The 21,608-nt window shown below is 30.0% G+C and carries 20 protein-coding genes; 13 read left to right on the top strand and 7 right to left on the bottom strand.

What is annotated here, in order from left to right; genetic code table 11:
* Positions 1–53: 53 nt before the first annotated feature.
* A complete protein-coding gene (locus LQ682_RS04690) occupies positions 54–2,219 on the top strand; it encodes an RNA degradosome polyphosphate kinase (protein WP_103269530.1) in 2,166 nt (721 codons plus the stop codon).
* A gap of 217 nt (positions 2,220–2,436) precedes the next feature.
* Here the strand turns inward: LQ682_RS04690 and LQ682_RS04685 are convergent, their stop codons facing one another.
* Positions 2,437–3,258 carry an RluA family pseudouridine synthase gene (locus tag LQ682_RS04685; protein WP_016999949.1) on the bottom strand — a complete coding sequence of 274 codons (822 nt, stop codon included), beginning with the start codon at positions 3,256–3,258 and terminating at the stop codon, positions 2,437–2,439.
* Positions 3,259–3,441: 183 nt separating this feature from the next.
* Here LQ682_RS04685 and LQ682_RS04680 point away from each other — a divergent pair, with 183 nt between their 5' ends.
* The 9 genes from LQ682_RS04680 to yhaM all read left to right on the top strand — a co-directional run bounded on the left by LQ682_RS04680 (position 3,442) and on the right by yhaM (position 14,179).
* The gene (locus LQ682_RS04680; protein WP_016999948.1) at positions 3,442–4,551 is read left to right on the top strand and encodes a GAF domain-containing sensor histidine kinase; all 1,110 of its coding nucleotides are present in this window, start codon (positions 3,442–3,444) and stop codon (positions 4,549–4,551) included.
* 21 nt (positions 4,552–4,572) lie between these two features.
* The gene (locus LQ682_RS04675; protein WP_016999947.1) at positions 4,573–5,202 is read left to right on the top strand and encodes a response regulator; all 630 of its coding nucleotides are present in this window, start codon (positions 4,573–4,575) and stop codon (positions 5,200–5,202) included.
* 155 nt (positions 5,203–5,357) lie between these two features.
* A complete protein-coding gene (locus tag LQ682_RS04670) occupies positions 5,358–6,635 on the top strand; it encodes a dicarboxylate/amino acid:cation symporter (protein ID WP_064211358.1) in 1,278 nt (425 codons plus the stop codon).
* A gap of 162 nt (positions 6,636–6,797) precedes the next feature.
* A complete protein-coding gene (gene xdrA, locus LQ682_RS04665; RefSeq protein ID WP_016999946.1) occupies positions 6,798–7,256 on the top strand; it encodes an XRE family transcriptional regulator XdrA in 459 nt (152 codons plus the stop codon).
* 64 nt (positions 7,257–7,320) lie between these two features.
* The gene (locus LQ682_RS04660; protein ID WP_147641106.1) at positions 7,321–8,451 is read left to right on the top strand and encodes a DUF445 domain-containing protein; all 1,131 of its coding nucleotides are present in this window, start codon (positions 7,321–7,323) and stop codon (positions 8,449–8,451) included.
* Between the two features lie 74 nt (positions 8,452–8,525).
* Entirely contained in the window at positions 8,526–8,900 is a 375-nt protein-coding gene (locus LQ682_RS04655) for a YlbF/YmcA family competence regulator (RefSeq protein WP_016999944.1), read from the top strand.
* A gap of 218 nt (positions 8,901–9,118) precedes the next feature.
* On the top strand, positions 9,119–10,303 hold the full coding sequence (locus LQ682_RS04650; protein ID WP_016999943.1) for a metallophosphoesterase family protein: 1,185 nt from the start codon (positions 9,119–9,121) through the stop codon (positions 10,301–10,303).
* A 4-nt stretch (positions 10,304–10,307) separates the two neighbouring features.
* Complete coding sequence (locus tag LQ682_RS04645) at positions 10,308–13,238, top strand: ATP-binding protein (protein WP_239723942.1); 2,931 nt, start codon at positions 10,308–10,310, stop codon at positions 13,236–13,238.
* Positions 13,238–14,179 carry a 3'-5' exoribonuclease YhaM gene (gene yhaM / locus LQ682_RS04640; RefSeq protein ID WP_239723940.1) on the top strand — a complete coding sequence of 314 codons (942 nt, stop codon included), beginning with the start codon at positions 13,238–13,240 and terminating at the stop codon, positions 14,177–14,179. The genes LQ682_RS04645 and yhaM overlap by 1 nt, the downstream gene beginning before the upstream one ends.
* Before the next feature lie 336 nt (positions 14,180–14,515).
* Here the strand turns inward: yhaM and LQ682_RS04635 are convergent, their stop codons facing one another.
* From LQ682_RS04635 to LQ682_RS04615, 5 genes are all read right to left on the bottom strand, one after another.
* Positions 14,516–15,484 (bottom strand): peptidylprolyl isomerase, encoded by a 969-nt coding sequence (locus tag LQ682_RS04635; RefSeq protein ID WP_017001042.1) that lies wholly within the window; start codon positions 15,482–15,484, stop codon positions 14,516–14,518.
* A gap of 72 nt (positions 15,485–15,556) precedes the next feature.
* Positions 15,557–16,120 (bottom strand): DUF3267 domain-containing protein, encoded by a 564-nt coding sequence (locus LQ682_RS04630; protein WP_017001043.1) that lies wholly within the window; start codon positions 16,118–16,120, stop codon positions 15,557–15,559.
* 36 nt (positions 16,121–16,156) lie between these two features.
* Positions 16,157–16,702, bottom strand: coding sequence for an HTH-type transcriptional regulator Hpr (locus LQ682_RS04625; protein ID WP_017001044.1), 546 nt, complete (start codon positions 16,700–16,702; stop codon positions 16,157–16,159).
* A 95-nt stretch (positions 16,703–16,797) separates the two neighbouring features.
* Positions 16,798–17,175 (bottom strand): YtxH domain-containing protein, encoded by a 378-nt coding sequence (locus tag LQ682_RS04620; protein ID WP_017001045.1) that lies wholly within the window; start codon positions 17,173–17,175, stop codon positions 16,798–16,800.
* 65 nt (positions 17,176–17,240) lie between these two features.
* Entirely contained in the window at positions 17,241–17,663 is a 423-nt protein-coding gene (locus tag LQ682_RS04615) for an HIT family protein (RefSeq protein ID WP_017001046.1), read from the bottom strand.
* A gap of 129 nt (positions 17,664–17,792) precedes the next feature.
* Here LQ682_RS04615 and LQ682_RS04610 point away from each other — a divergent pair, with 129 nt between their 5' ends.
* Positions 17,793–18,530, top strand: a complete 738-nt coding sequence (locus LQ682_RS04610; protein ID WP_103269535.1) for an ABC transporter ATP-binding protein — start codon at positions 17,793–17,795, stop codon at positions 18,528–18,530.
* Positions 18,523–19,743, top strand: coding sequence for an ABC transporter permease EcsB (ecsB, locus tag LQ682_RS04605; protein WP_070045635.1), 1,221 nt, complete (start codon positions 18,523–18,525; stop codon positions 19,741–19,743). The genes LQ682_RS04610 and ecsB overlap by 8 nt, the downstream gene beginning before the upstream one ends.
* Positions 19,744–19,871: 128 nt before the next feature.
* Here ecsB and LQ682_RS04600 read toward each other — a convergent pair whose 3' ends face one another.
* A complete protein-coding gene (locus LQ682_RS04600; RefSeq protein ID WP_103269536.1) occupies positions 19,872–20,378 on the bottom strand; it encodes an antibiotic biosynthesis monooxygenase family protein in 507 nt (168 codons plus the stop codon).
* A 164-nt stretch (positions 20,379–20,542) separates the two neighbouring features.
* Between LQ682_RS04600 and hemE the strand changes: the two genes are divergently transcribed.
* Positions 20,543–21,592, top strand: coding sequence for a uroporphyrinogen decarboxylase (gene hemE / locus LQ682_RS04595; RefSeq protein ID WP_103269537.1), 1,050 nt, complete (start codon positions 20,543–20,545; stop codon positions 21,590–21,592).
* The last annotated feature ends 16 nt before the right edge of the window (positions 21,593–21,608 follow it).

Below are 21,608 nucleotides of genomic sequence, written 5' to 3'. Positions count from 1 at the left end.
TAGAACAGTACTAACTTTTTAAACGATGCAAATTTGTAAAGGGTGTGGTAATTATGGGAGAACAAGCTAAACAATATAATCTAGATAATTCAAAATACTATAATAACAGAGAACTTAGTTGGTTAGACTTTAATTACCGTGTTCTTGAAGAAGCATTTGATTCTAATAATCCATTACTTGAACAATTAAAATTTATAGCAATTCACAGTTCTAATTTAGATGAGTTCTTTATGGTGAGAGTGGCCGGGTTAAAAGACCAAATTAAAATGAACTTTAATGAACCTGAGAACAAAGCGCAATTAACACCTAAAGAACAACTTATTTGTATTGAAGAAAAAAATAGAATCAATGTCGATTTGCAATATAAAAGATTTAATGAATTAAAAGAAAAATTAAAAACTTATAATATTTATATTACTCAACCAGAAAGGTTACCAGACATTCTAATTAAACAATTACACGCTCAATTCAACTCAGAAATACTGCCAACTTTATCACCATTAGGCATTGATGCATATAGACCATTACCCAAATTAAATAATAAAATGCTTAATTTATTTGTGGATATAAAACTAGATGATGGAGAAATCAGATCAGCAATTGTACCCGTTCCAGTTCTATTGGACAGAATTATTAAACTTGAACACGAAGGTAAAAAATATATTGTATTTCTTGAAGATGTGATTTCTTTATTCATCGAACAATTATTCAATGGTTATGAAGTCATTAATACTTATACTTTTAGAGTTACAAGAAATGCAGATTTAACGATACATGAAGATGGTGCGGAAGATTTACTTATTGAAATTGAAAGATTTTTAAAAGAAAGAAAAAGTGGTGTGGCTGTCCGATTAGAAATTGACAGTAGACATATTGATTCTGAAGTAAAAAGTATATTTCTCATGAATGAGTTTGAAATAGATAATCATGATATATACAGGGTAAATGGGCCTGTAGATTTAACTGTTTTATTTTCGTTAGTTAGTCAATTGGAGGATTTGTTACCGAATGAATTATTCAAACCACATACGCCTCAAATTCCTGCGTCTTTAAATAAAAATAATATATATGAGTTAGCATTAGAAAAAGATATATTCTTCCATCACCCATACGAATCATTTAAACCAATTGTAGAGTTTATTAAAGAAGCTTCTGAAGACCCTGATACACTTGCCATTAAACAAACACTTTACCGTGTAAGTAGTGATTCACCTATTATTCAAGCGTTGAAAAATGCTGCAGAAAATGGTAAACAGGTTACTGTATTAGTAGAATTAAAAGCAAGGTTTGACGAAGAAAATAATGTGCAGTGGGCTAAAATGCTAGAAGATGCAGGTTGTAATGTTATTTATGGAATGACATTTTTAAAGACACATAGTAAAATTACTCTCGTGATAAAGCGTGTTAACGGTAAAGTTATGCCGTTTGTACATTTAGGAACAGGTAACTATAATGATAAAACTGCAAAATTATATACAGACATGGGCATCATTACTACTAATCCAGATATAGGAGAAGATGCGATTAATTTCTTTAATTATTTAAGTGGTTATTCATTAAAGCCAAATTATAATGAGCTGATTGTAGCGCCATTTGAAATAAGAGATGTATTTGTTGATCACATAGATCAAGAAATTGAAGCTCATAAAGAACATGGTAATGGACTTATTATTGCTAAGATGAATTCTTTAACAGATAAAAAGGTCATAAAGAAATTATTTGAAGCTTCTCAAAATGGAGTGAAAATTAAACTGATAATTCGTGGTATCTGTTGTTTAAAGCCAGGTATACAAGGTGTAAGTGAAAATATAGAAGTAATTAGCATTGTGGGGAGATATCTAGAACATTCTAGAATATATTATTTTTATCATAACGGTGAAGAAAAAATGTACTTATCATCAGCAGATATGATGACAAGAAATATGATAAAACGAGTTGAAATTTTATTTCCAATTTTAGATGAAAGCATCGTTAAAAGATTAAAAGACTATTTGAATTTACAACTTGATGATGGACTGAAGGGAAGGATCCAAGATTCAAATGGAAAGTATCATTACAATGATGCTGGAAACAAACAAGCTAGTTCTCAACAAATATTGATGGAAGAAGCAATTCTTAAGGCTAAACAATTACAGCAAAGTGAAATTAAAATAGGAAAACCAATAAGAAGTAAAAAATCTAATTTATTTAATAAATTCAAACGAAGGTTTAAAAGATAAATAATTATAAGTAATGTATCCTTGAAAACATATAATTAGAGTCTGGGACATAAAATAATTGTCCCAGACTCTCTTTTTGTATTGGCAGTAGCTGACTGGTATGAAAATGCGCTTATATCAAGCTTTTTTCATATCTAGTCATCCTTGTCGGGGTGGGACTACGAAATCTTTTTAATAAAATGAGATTTCTGTCCCACCCCCTAATTCATTTTATATTTTAATCTTCAAGCGTAACTGAAACGAATTCATCTTTAAATGGATGTTCAAATTCAATTTTGTAACTGTGCAGTTTCAATTGTCTCAGTTTACTATTGTTATAAAGTGGATCTCCAACTACTGGATGACCAATCTCTGCTAAGTGTACACGGATTTGGTGTGTTCTACCTGTGTCTAATTTTAGTTCGACTTCTGCTGTGTGCTCATCAAGCATATGACTTTCAAGAATATGTGTTACAGCGCGCTGACCAGTAGGTGATACGCGACGTTTATTAGGGTGAAACTTATCTTTACCGATAGGCATATCGATTGTTTGTGGTTTCAAAGGCAATAAACTATCTACTTGTGCTTTATAAGTACGCGTAATTTGTCTATCTTCTAGCATACGATCCAATATTTTTTTAGCAATAGGATGTTTTGCTACTAGTAATAACCCAACTGTTTCCTGATCTAATCTGTGCACGGGCTCTACATAATCAGAATCTATAGTATAAATAGCATGGTTCATTAAAGTATTTGCTTCTTGTAAATCGTTAGGATGAGTTTTAACGCCTTTAGGTTTTACAACGATTGCAAAATATTCATCTTCATATTTAACTTCAGCAAGACGATAGCTTGATACATACTGACTTGTTTCATTTAAGACAGGAATATGAAGTTTATCTCCTTTTGACACATGACTACGTAACGTGCTTGGTTCGTTATTAAGTGTTATTTCTTTAGACATTCTCAATAAATGTAATTCTTTCTTAGGTAATTGCAAAGATTTAAACATTTCTTCTATTGTTTGTCCTTCGTATTTCGATGGTATTATTATTTTCATGATATCCTCCAAGAATATTTAGCTTAAAATCGGAAAAATGATGTTATAACTAAATTTAAGTTATAATTAGTATAACAAGAAAATTACATAAGAAGTATCTTTACCGCTTAATTTAAACATTTAAATGATAAAGAGATGGTATGTATAATAGGTGTATAACCAATGATGATAAAGGTGATGTAAATGGAGAAACCGACACGTACAAGTTTATTGAAAGAAATTGCAGAGTTTTTAAATGAAGAAACAGAAATGTATAGTATGATGCATGGTGCTCTTAAAAAATTAGTGAATGGAAGTAATTTTCATACAGGGTGGATTTTTTTCATTGATGAAGAAGGACGTCATGAATTAGTTGCAGAAGAAGCATTACCGCCTGCTTTAACACATAATGATTGTCAATATATGACTGAAGGTACGTGTTGGTGTGTCACAGCTTATCATAATAAAAAATTAACAAAAGCCTCTAATATTATTAATTGTTCTAGAATTGTTAAGGCAACTAGAGAACATCATGATAAAACAGATGGTATTACTCATCACGCTACAGTGCCTTTAAGATCAGGAAATGAACAATTTGGCTTATTAAACATTGCTACGCCAGAAACAAAAAGATATTCTGAAGAAGACTTAGAATTATTAGAATCAGTAGCTTTTCAAATAGGTTCAGCAATCAAAAGGATTATATTAACAGATCAAGAAAAAGAAGCTGCAAGAATAAATGAAAGAAACAGATTAGCGAGAGACTTACATGACTCAGTAAATCAAATGTTATTTTCTTTAAAGATTACAGCTCATGCTGCTAAAGGTATCACAGATCACGAAGAGGCTAAAAAAGCATTCCAAACAATTGAAGAAACAAGTCAAAGTGCGGTAAATGAAATGAGGGCTTTAATTTGGCAATTAAAACCTGTTGGTCTAGAAAACGGTCTTATTTCTGCAATTAAACAATACAGTCAATTTATTCACGTTGAATCTGAATTTGAAGTTGAAGGTTTAATTGACTTACCGAATACAATAGAAGAGAATGTTTATCGCATTATTCAAGAATCATTAAATAATATTAAGAAACACTCTGGAACACATCATGCCAACATTTATATGGAACAAAACAAATTACAATTTAAAGTGGTTATTATAGATGAAGGCATAGGATTTGAAAGTAGTAAAACAGAAAAAACAGTTTCTAATGGTTTAAGAAATATGAAACAGCGTGCACAAGTTATGAAAGGACATATAGAAGTCAGTTCTAGTACAAATAAAGGTACCAAAATAGAATTAACAATACCACTTTAAATGTGATTAGGGGTTGTAAAAATGAATTATCAAGTAATATTAGTGGATGACCACCATATAGTAAGACAAGGGTTAAGATTTTTGATTGATACAGTAAAAGATTTTAATATCGTAGCAGATTTTCCAACTGGAAAATTATTGTTAGATTATTTAGAAGAAAATGAACAACCAGATATCATATTGCTAGATTTAGTAATGCCTGAGATGAACGGTATTGAAATAACTGGTATTCTAAAGAAAAAATATCCAAACGTAAAAGTATTAGTTTTAACGAGCTTTCTTGATGAAGAACATGTCATATCCGCGCTTGATAAAGGAGCGGATGGATATGAAATAAAAGATGTAGAACCAGAAGCACTGATACAAACAATAAGAGACGTATTAAAAGGTGAACGAAAAATTCACCCTAAAGTTCAATCTGTTATCTCTGAAAGTGAACAAAAACCACACAGAGCTAATAAATTATCAAAGAGGGAAATAGAAGTACTAAAAGAGATGGTAAAAGGGAAAACTAATAAAGAAATAGCAGAAACACTTTTTGTATCTGAAAAAACGATAAAAACCCATGTTAGCCATATATTAAATAAGCTTAAAGTTTCAGATAGAACTCAAGCTGCTGTTTACGCTATGGAACACCAATTAATCAATTAAATACTTGATTATTTCAATGAGTTAATATCAAAATTTTGATATTAACTCATTTTTTTGTATAAAATTTTAAATAAGTCTTACAAAAAGAAAGCGCTTACTATATAATGATAACATGGAGAAATTATTTTACGCTAACAATTGGGGGTAGTATAAATATGAAAGTAAAAAAGAATTTAACTTTAAAGATTGTTATAGCGTTAATATTAGGTATAGCAGTGGGATCTATATTTAATATTTTCGAAGGTAATAGTTTTGTTCAAAATACTAATCAGTATGTATTTAATGTACTAGGGCAAATATTTCTGAATCTAATATTCATGTTAGTAGTACCAGTAGTGTTTGTTTCTATCGTATTAGGTGTTGTAGGTGTCGGTGATCCTAAGCTGCTTGGTGGTATTGGTTTAAAGACCGTTATCTTTTTCTTAACAACAACAGCTATTGCAATAATTATCGCAATGGCTTTAGCACTTGTATTTAAACCAGGTGCTGGCCAAGGAGACTTATTAAATAGTGACGAAGTTAAGAAATATGGAGCTGAACAGAAAGCTAAATCTGGGGATGCTGAAGCACCAGAAAATCAAACATTCGATCAAACGCTCATTAATTTATTCCCTAAAAATCCAATGCAGTCTATGGTTGAACAAGATATGTTACCAATTATCACATTTGCGATTTTCATTGGTATAGGAATGATAGCATTAGGTAATAAAATTGAAGTCGTCAGGACTTTTCTCGAACAGACCAATGATATACTCATGTATATCGTTACAATGATTATGAATGTATTTGCTCCAATAGGTACATTTGGCCTAGTTGCAACGGCATTCACGAATGCCGGTTTTGGAGCTATCAAGCAACTAGGTATGTACTTCGTCATTGTATTGTTGGCTTTATTCATCCATTTCTTTGTTGTTTATGGTGGAGCAGTCAAATTCTTAGCAGGAAAAAATCCTTTATGGTTCTTTAAAAAGTTCTTACCAGCAATTGCTGTAGGATTTAGTTCATCTAGTTCAAATGCAACGTTGCCTATCTCTCTAGAATGTACAAAAGATATGGGAGTTAGAAAGGAAGTTAGTTCATTTGTTCAACCACTTGGTGCAACAATCAACATGGATGGGACAGCCATAATGCAAGGTGTAGCTACAATATTCATTGCTCAAGTATCTGGAATAGACTTGACAGTAATGCAAATGGTTACTGTAGTTATAATAGCTGTTATAGCATCTATTGGTACAGCTGGTGTACCTGGGGTGGGATTAGTGATGTTAGCTATGATTTTAACATCAATCGGTATAAACCCAGCCGCAATCGGTATGATTATCGGTATAGATAGATTATTAGACATGACACGTACATCAGTAAATATTACAGGCGATGCAGCATGTGCATTAATTCTTTCTGAGAGAGAAAAGTCAAAATTGGCGAAAAATTAACATTTCAACGTATTAAAGAGATAAATTGATAAAAAATCAATTTATCTCTTTTATTTTTATGCAAAATGTATTATGATGATACTTGTGCTCGAAAAAATCGTGTATTTTTGCAACATAATATAATAAATTAATAATAGAATTTAAATAGAAAGGTAGTTATTGATGGATAAACAAACTTTTACAACGATAATTCAAACAAAATTTAAAATGGTTCGTATTGAGGCAGGTTATACTCAAGATACAATGGCGAATACAGTAGGATTATCTAAAAAAACTTTAGTACAAATAGAAAAAGAACGTGTATTACCAAACTGGACAACTTGTGTATCTATCTGTGCATTATTCAGAGATTCAGACGTTTTAAACACAACATTTGGTTGTGACCCTCTAGAGGTAATTCAAATTATTTCTCGTCATCATTGTGCATATCCAAACCATGATAATACGAGTGATATTTATTGGACTACTATTGATGCAAAATCAGGCTACATTTTACAATCTAATAAAAAAACAGATTTGTATAGAGTTTTAAATGACGAACGTCAACCAATATTTGGTACTGCGAAGAAACGTGAAGCAGAAACATATTTCTTACGTAAAACTCAATCATTATTTGTTTAATATTTGTGAAAAGCTACTTCTTAGATTATTCTAAAGAAGTAGCTTTTTTTAAAGGAGAACAGATATGACAATTATATTAACAATAATAGGAATGATGATAATAGGTTCAATTATTGGTGGCTTTACTAACTTTGTCGCTATTAAAATGTTATTTCATCCATACCATGAAAAGAAAATTTTTGGTTATAAACTACCATTTACTCCAGGACTTATTCCAAAAAGAAGAAATGAATTATCGGAAAAAGTAGGTCAGATGGTAACAAACCATTTATTGACTCCGGAAGTATTTAAAGAAAAACTTGTTAACCCTAATACTAAAAGTGTTCTTGAAGATACAATTAAAGTTCAATTTAAAACATTAAAAGAAAAAAACTACACACCACAAGATTTTATAAATAGAATTGATTATCCATTGGAAGAAAAATTAAATGAAACTTTAAAACATACAATAGAACAAAAAGTGGATAAATATTATGAAATTCATCAAAAAGATGCAATTCATAGTTTAATCCCTGAAGAAATATATGAGGATTTAAGTCGACAAGTGAATCGTGTTACACCTGAGATATTATCGAAAATGGATATTTATTTAGCATCTGATAAAGGCAAAAATGATATATATACAATGGTAGAAGAATTTTTCGAACAAAAAGGAAAAATGGTGGGCATGATTCAAATGTTTATGACTACTGAAGACATTGTATATAAGGTTCGAAAAGAACTGAGAAATGTAATTAAGCAAGAAAAAATTCATAATATGATTGATTTACAAGTACAAACACAATATGAAAAGTGGATGTCAAAATCATTAGATGAAGTTGTTACACTTGGAAGGAAAGATAAGGCAAAAGTTCTTATCGCTGAAGAAATAACTGAATCTGTTAATGTGCATAAATATTTAAACACACCATTATATGAACTTGTACCAAGTTTATTTGAATATATGGAAGGTAAAGGTACAGAAAGATTTATTGACTATATGATTCAAAAAGTTGGAGATAATATTAGTTTAATTCTAGAAAGAATGAAATTAGCAGAATTGATTAAAGAACAAATTGATCGCTTCGAATTGTCATATCTTGAAAAGTTAGTAATAGAAATTTCAAACAAAGAGTTGAAATTAATCACATTACTAGGATTTGTATTAGGTGGCATAATAGGCTTGTTCCAAGGTATAATCGCTATTTTTGTATAAGCTTTCGAAGTGTGATACAGTATTATTGGAATTGATATTCTAATACACTTTTTAATTATAGGAGCGAATTTATTATGGCAGAAGTAAATATTTATGACAAAGCGAATGAACTAGAACAAACTTTACGTGAAAGCAACGAATATAACAAAATTAAAGAGCAATACGAAAAAGTAAATGCTGACCCAGAAACTAAAAAATTATTCGATGAATTCCGTGAAGTTCAACTAGATTTACAAAACAAACAAATGCAAGGCGAAGAAATCTCAGAAGTAGATATCGCTAGAGCTCAAAAGTCAGCACAAGAAATTGAGCAAAACGAAACAATTTCTGAATTAATGCAAGCTGAACAAGCTATGAGTCAACTTATTCAAGATTTAAACCGTGTTATCATGAAACCATTAGAAGATATTTATGGTAGTCTTGAAGATAATCAAGAAGGTCAACAATAATTCTTAATTTCAAAAGTCTTGTTAGGTACGTAGTCGTATCTAACAAGACTTTTTTTAGGTTTAAACCGTTGTTTATTAGCTTTGTCATGTATCGTATATGCCTTGAATATGGTAAAATTAATACATTAAAAGACTACTTATTAATCTGATTATTCTATTGAATTGTGCTTGAATAAAATAATTAAGAAAATGAACTAATAGTGAAAGAGGTTAGTTAAATGATTAAATTTATACATTGTGCAGATTTACATCTTGATAGTCCATTTAAATCTAGACATTATTTAAGCCCTTCTATTTTAAACGATGTTAAACAGAGTGGTTATAATAGTTTTACTAATATTATTGATGATGCAATAAAAGAACAAGTTGACTTTGTTATTATTTCAGGTGATTTATTTGATCAAGATAACAGAACTTTACGTGCGGAAGTTTACTTGAGAGAACAATTTAAAAAGCTAGAACAAGAACAAATATTTGTATATATTATCCATGGTAATCACGACCCATTATCAGATTCAGTTCATACTGTTTGGCCAGAAAACGTTACGGTATTTAGTGATAAAGTTTCAACATATCAACTTATCACAAAAAATGGTCAAGTCGTTTATTTACATGGATTTAGTTATCAAAAAGATGCAAGTTATGAAAATAAAGTTGATGAATACCCTGAATCAACTGGCAATAAAGGTATACATATTGGATTACTACATGGAACTTATTCTCAAGCTTCGAATGTCAAAAACAGATATACTGAATTTAATGTGGAAGACTTAAACAGTAAACTTTATCATTACTGGGCTTTAGGACATATACACGAGCGCCAAATGATTAGTGAACTATCTCAAATTCACTATCCAGGTAATATTCAAGCACGTCATTTTAAAGAAAAAGGCGAAAAAGGCTATTTATTAGTAGAAGGTGATGAGGCGAAGTTAGAAGCCAGATTTAAACCGACACAATATATACGTTTTGAAAAAGCTATAATTGAAACAAAAGCTAAAGGTAAACATGCATTGTACGAAGCGATTCAAAAGTTCAAAGATAGTGTGCGAACTGAAGGGAAAGCCTTCTACCAATTAGACGTATATGTAAAGCATGATGAAGTACTTAAGCAAGAAGAAATTAATCAAGTTATTCAATTGATTCAAGAGTATGAAGAAAATCAAACTAATTTTATTTTTATTGAAGAATTAAATGTATTTTATGAACAAGATTCTGAAGTGATGTTAGCTAACGAATTTAATGATGATATTTTAGAAGATGACCAAATATTAGAAGATGCATTGAGCGATTTATATATGAATCCTAAAGCAAATCGTTTCCTAGAACCGTTTAGTGATATTGATAAAGAAGCACTCATTGAACGTGGCGAAGAAATTTTAAAAAGAAGAATGAGAGGTTAAAGCGATGAAATTAAAATCATTAGAAATTTATGGCTATGGCCAACTCATGTCTCGTAAAATTAAATTTGACCAAAGTTTTATGCAGATTTATGGAGAGAATGAAGCCGGTAAATCCACTATACAAGCATTTATTCATTCTATTCTATTTGGGTTTCCAACAAAGAAAGAAAATGAACCGAGACTAGAGCCACGATTAGGCAATCAATACGGCGGTAAATTAGAACTAGATTTTGATGGTCAAAGTGTAGAAGTTGAACGCGTTAAAGGTCGTGTTACTGGAGACGTTAAAGTTTATCTCCCAAACGGTAAAGTTAAAGATGAAGAATGGCTTAAACAAAAACTAAATTTCATTAATAAAAAAACATATCAAGGTATTTTTTCATTTAATGTTTTAGGATTACAAGACATTCATAAAAATTTAACTGAAGATCAATTGCAAATGTATTTATTACAGGCTGGTGCTTTAGGTTCTACAGAATTTACTGGTATGAGTAATTTAATGCAGTTAGAAAAAGATGCATTATATAAGAAAAATGGGAAAAACCCAATTTTAAACGTTCAACTTGAACAGTTAAATGATATAGAAATAAAAATTAAAAACGAAGAAAAGAAAATGGCGGAATATGAACGGTTACAAGATGAAAAAGATAAAGTATCTAGAAGGTTAAACCAACTAAAAGATAATTTAGGTAATCTTACAAATCGTTTATCTAGTAAAGAAAAAGAAATATCTTTACATAAAGATGTAGCTGAATGGAAAGATTTAGAAACAAAATTAAACATCGAACCATATACATTCCCTGAGCAGGGGATAGAGCGTTATGAATCCGCTATTAGAGCTAAAGAAAGTATTAAGCGAGATTTAACTTTACGAAATGAAAAACTTACACAAGTAAATCATACATTAAATCAAGTCAAAGTGATGTCAGAACGTGATGAAAAGGCATTAAATAGCATTCGTCAAAGAGAAACTGATATTAAAGAAAGACATCAAGAATTAAAGCAGTTAAATAAACAAATTGAAGATACAGAACGTGATAATACGTTACTACGTCAAGATATTGGCTGGGATGAAGAATATTTATCTGTAGACACATCTGAAGCAATGAAAACACATATTGCTGAATTAAATAGAATTAAAGATGAAAATATCGCTGAACGTGAACAAATTAAACGTGCGATGAACCAACAAGATATTGAACAAGAGCGTTATAATCATAGCATCGAAAGATTACACAATGACTTAGTTTCAGATGAAAATTATGAACAAAAGAAAGTATATAATCAAAAGGCTTTAGAGCTCGGGGAAAAACGTTCACTCTATCAAAAGATGGAAGACAGTTTTAAAAAGCAAAAAGAAGAAAATGAGAAAAGAACAAAACAATATCGTTTAGGCTCAGTAATTGGTGGAATTCTGTTTGTTGCGATAGCAATATATGCATTTGTTATATCTCAATTTGTATTTTGTGGTATATTTGCCGTTGTTGGTTTATTACTTCTTGTACTATCATTTTTCATTAAAACAAAAGAGTTAGATCATGATGAAGCATTTTCAAGAGAAATTGATGAACTTGAGGAGAAGGTGTCTCAGCTTAAACAGTTTTATAGTTTGGACTTTAATTTAGAAGAACAAACAAAAATAAGACAAGAATTAGATCGTTATTATCAATCACAAGAAATACTTGCTACAAAGCAAGCAGAACTAACTAAAGAATTAGAAAAAGTGGAAGATATCATAGCGAAAAAAGAACGAGCGATTGAGGAAACAAAATCAAGTCTACACGTTTCAAATCAATTATCTTCTCAGTTATTAAATGATGCTCTAAATACAATTAAGAAAATTAAACAAAACAGAATCGAAATAGATAGGCTATCTAAAATAAGAAATGAAAAAGAAGAAACAATAAATGCATTTTACAGAGAAGCTGATAGTATTGTCAGTCATGCTGGTATTCATTATCAAGAAATCTCTTTATTCCATGACGTCAAACAAACTCTAGACGAACAACAAAAAGAATCTAATATTAAAGCGAGAAATATCGAACAACAAGCTTTACTCACAAATGAAATTAACGCTTTAAACGAAAGATTAGAAGAAAATAATAATGTTATACAGACTCTGTTCGATTATATTAATGTACAAGATGAAGAATCTTATTATCGTCATCATAAAGAGCATGTAACGTACCATGAGAATTTAAATAGATTTTCTCAATTAACAAACTATTTAAGTAATCAAAACTATGATTACGACAAAAATACGCAACTTAGTTATATGACGAAAACAGATTTAGAAAATGAAAGAACTCAATTAGAACATCAAGTCGATGAATATAATGATAAATATTTATCAGTACAAGCTGAAATTAGTGATTTAACCGCAAAAATTAACCAGATGGAAGCAGATGAAACATTATCTAATTTAAGACATGAATATCATTTATTAAAAGAAAAAGTGAACGAAACAGCAAAAGATTGGGCAGCTTTAAGTTATTTACAAAGCTTAGTTGAAGCTCATATTAAACAAATTAAAGATAAACGTTTACCATTTGTAGTGAAAGATGCCACGGATATCTTAAAAACATTAACAGAAGGTAGATATAATCAAGTTATATATGATGAACAAACGGTGAGTGTAAGGCATGAGAATGGTCAAATATTCCATCCAACTGAATTAAGCCAATCAACTAAAGAGTTATTGTATATTGCTTTAAGATTTAGCTTAATTAAGTCGTTACACAAATATTATCCGTTTCCAATTATTGTTGACGATGCATTTGTTCATTTTGATAAACAACGTAAAGAAATAATGATTAAATATTTAATGTCAATGTCTAAAGATATACAAGTGTTATACTTTACGTGTAATAAAGATAATTCTGTTCCACAAAAACAAACAATAACTCTGACAAAAATAGAAGGAGGCAAGAATTAATGAGAACGATAGAAACACTAAAGCCAGGAGATTCGGTTGATCATTACTTCTTAATACATCGTGCAACTCAAGGCGTAACAGCACAAGGTAAGCCATATATGACACTTTATTTAAAAGATAAAAGCGGAGATATCGAAGCAAAAGTGTGGACTGTCACTAATGAAGACATAAAACAACTTGTTCCAGAAACAGTTATTCGCGTTAAAGGTGATGTTATAGATTACCGTGGACGTAAACAAATGAAAGTAAATAAGTTTAGAGTAGCTACTGAAGAAGACAATGTAAAATTAGAAAACTTTTTAGAAGCAGCACCTCTAACAATTGAAGAAATGTCAGATGAAATCATGACATATGTATTAGATATTGAAAATGCTAAATTACAAAGAATCACACGTATTTTACTAAAAAAATACCAAAAAGATTACTTCACTTTCCCAGCAGCGAGCTCACACCATCATAACTTTGTATCTGGACTAAGTTATCATGTTGTAACGATGTTGAGACAGGCAAAAGCCTTATGTGATATATATCCTATTTTAAATCTTAGTTTATTATACAGTGGCATTATTTTGCATGATTTAGGAAAAGTTAAAGAACTTTCAGGGCCAGTAGCTACAACTTATACAGTGGAAGGTAATTTATTAGGACATATTTCAATTATTAGTGATGAAATATCTCAAGTTGCAAAGGAACATAATATAGAAGGCGAAGAAGTTATGTTACTTAGACATCTTGTCTTAAGTCATCATGGTAAATTAGAATATGGATCGCCTAAACTGCCAATGGTCAAAGAAGCAGAAGTTCTTCACTTCATTGATAATTTAGATGCGAGAATGATGATGTTTGAAAAACATCTTAAAAAAGTAGAAAAAGGACAATTTACAGAACGTATTTTTGCATTAGAAAATAGACAGTTCTATAAACCTGAAACTTTAGATTAATATAACGAGAAATAGGGAGTGGGACAGAAATCTCATTTTATTAAAAAGATTTCGTAGTCCCACCCCCGGCAAGGATGACTAGGTATGAAAAAAGATTGTTATAAGCGCATTTTCATACCAGCCAGCTACTGCCAATACAAAAAAAAGAGTCTGAGACAATTATTAATGTCTCAGACTCTTTTTTATGAGGTAAAGCACGTGGAATATTGCAAGAGAAGGTCCACGTGCAACATAAAGCGACACTTCATATAAAAAATGGGGGTGGGATAAAAATCTCATTATAATAAAAAAGGCTGAGACATGTATTTATGTCCCAGCCGGATTTAGTAGTTTTATTTATTGAGCCGTTTGTTGTTGTGCAGCTTGCATTTGTTGCTGTTGTAGAGCTTTAGCATTTAAGATATTATCTTCGATTGATTTTTTAATATCTTTATCTTTGTAGTCTACTTTGTACTCATCTAATAATTTCTTGTATGCATTAATGATAAGTTTTGGTTCTTTTTGAATTTTCATTTGACGGTATTGTTCTTTTAGGCTTTCTTTTTGTTTTTTACTAGCTTCGCCTTTGTCAGCTCTAATTATATGGTAACCATATTGAGATTTCACGACATCAGAAATTTCTCCGTCTTTAAGTTTAAATAATGATTTTTCAAATGCTTCATCCATTTGACCTTTAAGTACAAATCCTAATGAACCATTTTTATCTTTTGTACCTTCGTCTTGTGTTTCTTCCTTAGCTATTTTATCGAAGTCATCTGGGTTATCTTTGATTTTTTTAAGTAAATCGTCTGCTTTTTTCTTAGCTTCTTTATCACTTAAGCCATCTTTAGAATCTTCAGATTTAACTTTTATTAATATATGAGAGCCTTTTTTAGCATTTTCTTCAATTTCTTTATCAGAAACTTTTATAGAATCGTTAATAAATTCTTCTTGATATTTAGAAGTTTTTTGTGATTCCTTGAAGTCTTTTAAAGTTGCACCAGGTTTCTCTTGTTGCAATGCTTCTTCGAATTTCTTCTTGCCACCATATTGTTCAATTTGCTTATCAACTTGTTTATCTAATTTTTTAGTGTCAACTTTGTCCTCGTATTTATCTTTTAAGACTTTGTTAAGAACAATTTGAAAAGCATTTTGAGCGACTTCATCGCTACCCATTTTATCTAATACGTCTTGAGATGATACATCGCCAGCTTTTGTTTCGATTAAAGTTTCGCCTGAATTATCTGAACCATTACCACAGGCACCTAATGTTAAAACTGATGCTGAAAGTGTTACGGGTAACACTAATTTTTTAATTGATTTCATAAATTAGAACTCCTTTTGTAAGAATACAATGATAAATATAGCACATTTAGGAAATTGATTACAAAAAATATCCTATAAATGTTCTGTATTTAGTGAACGTTTTGTTAACAACTCGATGCCATTCTTTCTTTCTTCTATATAAGTCCCTTTTTTAGTAAACAATATAATTTTTAAATAAAGTAAATCTATAATAGATATACCTATATTAACTGACATAATAAATAAAATATAATGTCCATATTGAGGGATGATATTGATTAGAAAAATAGAAAGTGCAGTTATGGTTACAATAGGGCATATAAGTGCACAACAAAATACAATCTTATTTACTGGTTGATCTACACGTATATTATATAATGGTAGACCACGTTTTGCTTTAGTCGTTTTATTCATCTTAAATGACTTACGATAATAAATGAGTACAATCAGGTGCAAAAATTTATGAATTGGATAAATTAAGCAAAGGACGAATAAGAATAAAATAAACTTATCGTCCTTTAATGGTTGAATTTGTAAATACATGAATATTTCGTAAGTGACGATAAATGTTAAAAATGAAACTAAAGTACTAATTAATACAATTCTCTGTAGTCCATACCGAGATTGTATATTGATGGATTTAGAACATAGAAACATAAGTATGTCACCTTCTCAGATATAATTATCTTGATATTATGCATCATCTTCTGATTGTTCGTCAAGTAGATATTTTTTAAGTTGTTCGTGGTTATCTTCAATATGTTTAATAAAGTCACTACCATAAATTTGACCAACGATATATTTAACATCGGTAAATTCTGGCATATTGAACATAACTTTCTCATAATCAGTAGCTATATCATATAGTCTGTTTGTGTCATTTGAATAACTAAAATAAGTTTTACGTAATACTGACAATCCTTTATCAGTTAACTCTAAATAAGTAGTTCTTTTATCGTGTTGGCTTTTAGGCATTGTTAAATACCCACGTTTTTCTAAGTTTTTAGCAAAATTAAATACTGTAGAAACGTGCATAACACCGTATTTACTAACTTCTGAAATAGTTGCTTCATCTAAGCTTCTTATAATAATTAAAATATGATGTTCATTGATGTTTAAATCAAAAGGTTTTATCCATTGTTGCCAATCCTTTTCGATTGTTTTCCATAAAGCTTTCGATAATTGTGAAACTTTATGAGTGAATAACATTTTCTCTATCATATCCCGTTCATTCGTCATAACAATCTCCCCTTTATTTGTAAAATAAAAGCATGATACTTATGTATCATGCTAAGATGTAACACTTTAATAATATAATAATTTTAACATGTTTTCTATTTTTTTAGAAATGGTAGTTTCGTATTTTGAATTTCTTTTTGAATTTCATTACCACGATTACTTATATTTTCAATATTTTTTTGAATGCGATCAATATTCGGATCGATATCAGCCTTAAATTGACTAATCATCGTTTTTATTTCTTCACTTAATGATTGAATAGCTATTTGACTTTCATCTTTAGTTTTTAAAACATATTCTTTAATTTCTGCTACGTTATCTTTAATTTCATTTATTTGAACTTTTGATCCATCAGCAGTTGATTTTAAATCTGTGCGTAAAGCATCACCTGAACGATCAGTGTTAAGTATTGCTGTTGCAAAACCAGTTGCAAGTCCAACACCTACACCTAAAGCGAATCTTGTAAATTTCATAATTTTTCCTCCTTAGTACTCTTAGTTATTTACTTACCCATTTAAAGAAGAGATAAGCACAATTATTAAAATTGTGATTGGATAGCTTTTGCAATTTCTTCTTTTTTAGCATCGTCTAATTTATCTTCATTTGTTTCCCAAATGTAGCCAAATCCATCGATATCATCTTTATATCTTGGAATAAGGTGGAAGTGTATATGATATACAGATTGTGAAGCAAACTCACCGTTATTTTGAATAATGTTCAAGCCATCAGGATTAAATGCTTTTTTAATGGCATTAGCAACAATTGGTAACGCCTCAGAAATATGTTTCATCGTTTCTGCATCTGTTTCATAAATATTTGGTGAAGCTTTTTTCGGAATTAATAACGTATGACCTTTAGTAACTTGTGAAATATCTAAAAATGCATACACGTGTTCATTTTCATAAATTTTAAATGAAGGAATTTCTCCGTCGATTATTTTGCTGAATATTGTTTCTGACATGTTATCATCTCCTATGTAAATATTATGTTTATTATATCATGCTCAAAGTTTCTTCTCATTAGATTAAGATAATATTTGATGAACGAAACAATAAGAACATGCTACAATGTATTTTGGAGGTGTGTTCACATGGCAATTAAAGTGAATAATTTAACAGGCGGCTATGGCAAGAAAGCTGTCATCCATGATATCTCATTCGAATGTAAAGCTAATGAAGTAGTAGGGCTTATCGGTTTAAATGGAGCAGGGAAAAGTACTACTATTAAACACTTATTAGGATTATTGACACCACAACAAGGTGAGATGTCTGTTAATAATATTGATATAAAATCTGATATAGAATCATATAGAAGAAATCTTACATATATACCGGAAAGTCCAGTATTATATGATGAATTAACATTAGAAGAACATATTTATATGACTGCTATGGCATATGGAATTGATAAGAAAACAGCACTAGATAGAGTGATGCCGTTATTAAAAAGATTAAGACTAGAAAATGAATTGAAAGTATTCCCAATACATTTTTCTAAAGGTATGAAACAAAAGGTCATGATTGTATGTGCATTTTTAGTTGAACCAGCACAATATATTATCGACGAACCATTTTTAGGACTGGACCCTCTAGGTATTCAAACTATGTTAGATCTTATTGTTGAAAGACGAAATCAAGGTGCATCAGTGTTAATGTCTACTCACATATTAGCAACTGCTGAAAGATATTGTGATCGTTTTATTATATTGCATAAAGGTAAACTCATCGCGATGGGAAACTTAGATGAATTAAGGGAAAAGACAGGACTTACAAATGCTACTTTGGATGATATTTATATTCATTTAACACAAGGTGAGACATATGTATGATGCTAAAAGTTTATTTAATACAAGACAAAAAGAAGAGTTAATTGAGAAGTTAAATTATAATAAATTTATATTTAACGGTCACTTTCTTATATTTTTAACAATTATGCTTGGTGCGTTTGCTTTAGGTTATAGTAATTGGCTACAAGATATACCACAAAATATAAATTATAGGTTGATATTAAGCGTAATTTTAGCAGTTGTTTCTATATTTCCACTTAGAACACTTTTCAGAGAAGCGGATAAGTTATATTTATTACCATTTGAAAAACATTTAAGTATTTATATCAAAAAAGCAATAATATATAGTTATATCAATAGATTGTTTCTACCTATAATCGTATTAATTGTAGGGTTTCCATTATTTTATGAATTATTAGGGAGTAAATTTTATTTATACATTACGGTTATAGTATTAAGTTTTATTTATCCTTTAATGGGGCTCATTATTAAATGGTTTTGGTTAAAGTATGGTCTTGAAGTATGGGGGGCAAACATATTATTATTCATTGTTTATGCCAGTGGTTATTTTATAACGTTAAAAGTAGGGCTATTTTCAGGAATTACGACAATATTAGTACTAATTTCATTAGTCATTTTAATGGAGAGTATTAATAGAGGAACTTTCTATCAATGGGAAACATTAATAGCAATTGAGTATAATCATAAGATGAATTATTATAAGCTTGTAAATATGTTCACAGATGTGAAAGTATTAAATGAAAGAACAGTTCGAAGAAAGTATTTAGATTTATTCTTAAGAATACCATCTTCTAAGAAGTTCAATGAAAATTATATGTACAAATTTCTATTTATAAGAAGTTTTGCGAGAGGGAAAGATGCATTCTTTATTGTATTGAGATTTCTTATTATAGGACTAATACTTATATGGTGGATTGATCAGGCTATTATTTCGGCAATATTAGGCGCACTTATTATGTACTTACTCATTTTACAATTATCGCAGTTTTATAAACAACAAGCGTATGGACTATGGCCACAAGTATGGCCAGTAAATGAAGGTAAAGTCATTAAAGGTTATCATCAATTTTTAATATCTATGATGTGGGTACTAGGTGCTATATTATCAATTATTTATATAGTGAAATTTGTTACGACATCATATTTCTTTATAATATTCTTCATTGTAGGTTGGTTAACTATCGATTCCTCTATTAAAAAAATAAAAAAACATCAAGAACTATTAAGAGATTAAAAAAGGAACGGAACAGAATGACTAGGATTGAAAAAAGTTTTATATAATTGCATTTTCAATCTAGTCAGTTACCGCCAATATAACAAAAGAGTCTGTGACATTGATTATGTCACAGACTCTTATTATTTTTATTCGTCATCTTCAGGTCTATACCAATATTTCGTATAGTTAGCAGTTGAATATTGTTCTGTACCAGAGAATTTTCGTGTTGCTTCTCTTGAGAAATATTCAGCGAAAAATGCTGACTTCGTAAAGTCTTCATAAGATTCATTAGAATCGTAACCTAAAAGAATCATGTAAGTATCACCTTTTTTAGGACGTAATAATCTAAAGGATTCAAAACCTTCAAATCTGTCGAACTCACTATCGATATTAGTATAATGATTTTCAAATCGATGTCTCATTTCTTCTGAAACAGGAATGTAGCTTGCTGCTATGAACTCATGGTCATAAAACTCACCTCGAGATTCGATAACACTATATTCTCTTGGTTGTGCAAATACAGATTCACCATTTGTTTCGTGAATAAGAACTGTAGTATCTTGTCTAGTATAATGATGAATATTTTCGTTTGGATGCTTCTTCATTATGTTTTGAAGAAAATGATATGTTCCTGTTGTTATATAAAAGTTCATAATTTTTTACCCCCTATCTCTTTAATTAAATTATAAACATGTAAGCGGTAAAATAAAACATATATCTGAATGTTTTGTATAATTTATGACTTTTTTCACACAATGATGTGTTTATAACAGAATATGTTAGAATAGATTGTAATGATTATAATGAGGTGAAATAAATGAGTGTACCGTTTAACGATACAATTTTAAAGGCAACAAGAGGAGAAAAAACAACGCATACACCAGTATGGTTTATGAGACAAGCAGGGAGATCTCAACCTGAATATAGAAAGATTAAAGAAAAATATTCTTTATTTGAAATTACACATCAACCTGAGTTATGTGCTTATGTTACAAAATTGCCTGTTGATCAATACAATACGGACGCAGCAATTTTATATAAGGATATAATGACGCCATTAACTGGTATTGGTGTAGATGTAGAAATCAAGGCTGGAATAGGTCCAGTTATTCATAATCCTATTAAGGACATTTCAGACATAAACAAATTAGGAGAAATTAATCCTGAAGAAGATGTTAAATATGTCTTAGACACTATCAAGATATTAACTCAAGAACAATTAAATGTTCCTTTAATAGGATTTACAGGTGCGCCTTTCACTTTAGCGAGCTATATGATTGAAGGTGGACCTTCAAAAAATTATAATAAAACAAAAGCGTTTATGTATCAGCAACCTGAAGCATGGTTTAAATTGATGGATATGTTAGCAGATATGTCTATACGCTATACACATGCACAAATAGATGCAGGTTGTAAGATGATTCAAGTGTTTGATTCATGGGTAGGGGCTTTAAATGCTGAAGACTATCATTACTTTATTCGACCATCTATGAATAAAATTTTCAGCGCAATTAAAGAGAAAAATGTACCGGTTACAACATTTGGAGTAGGAGCTAGTCATTTAATTGAAGAGTGGAATCAATTACCTATAGATGTAATTGGTTTAGATTGGCGTTTACAAATTAAAGAAGCAAGAGCAAAAGGTATAACAAAAGCGCTACAAGGTAATTTAGACCCAGCTGTATTAATGGCTCCATGGGAAATAATAGAAGATAAATTAAAACAAATATTAGATCAAGGCTTAATGAATGATAACTATATCTTTAATTTAGGTCATGGTGTATTTCCAGAAGTTCAACCATCTACATTACAACGCGTAGCAAAATTTGTACATGATTATTCAGCAGAATATAAATCAAAACAGTAATCACATTAAATAGCTT

Source organism: Mammaliicoccus sp. A-M4 (assembly GCF_022386955.1).
Lineage (GTDB): Bacteria > Bacillota > Bacilli > Staphylococcales > Staphylococcaceae > Mammaliicoccus > Mammaliicoccus lentus.
This window is presented reverse-complemented; position numbering and strand designations above follow the sequence as displayed.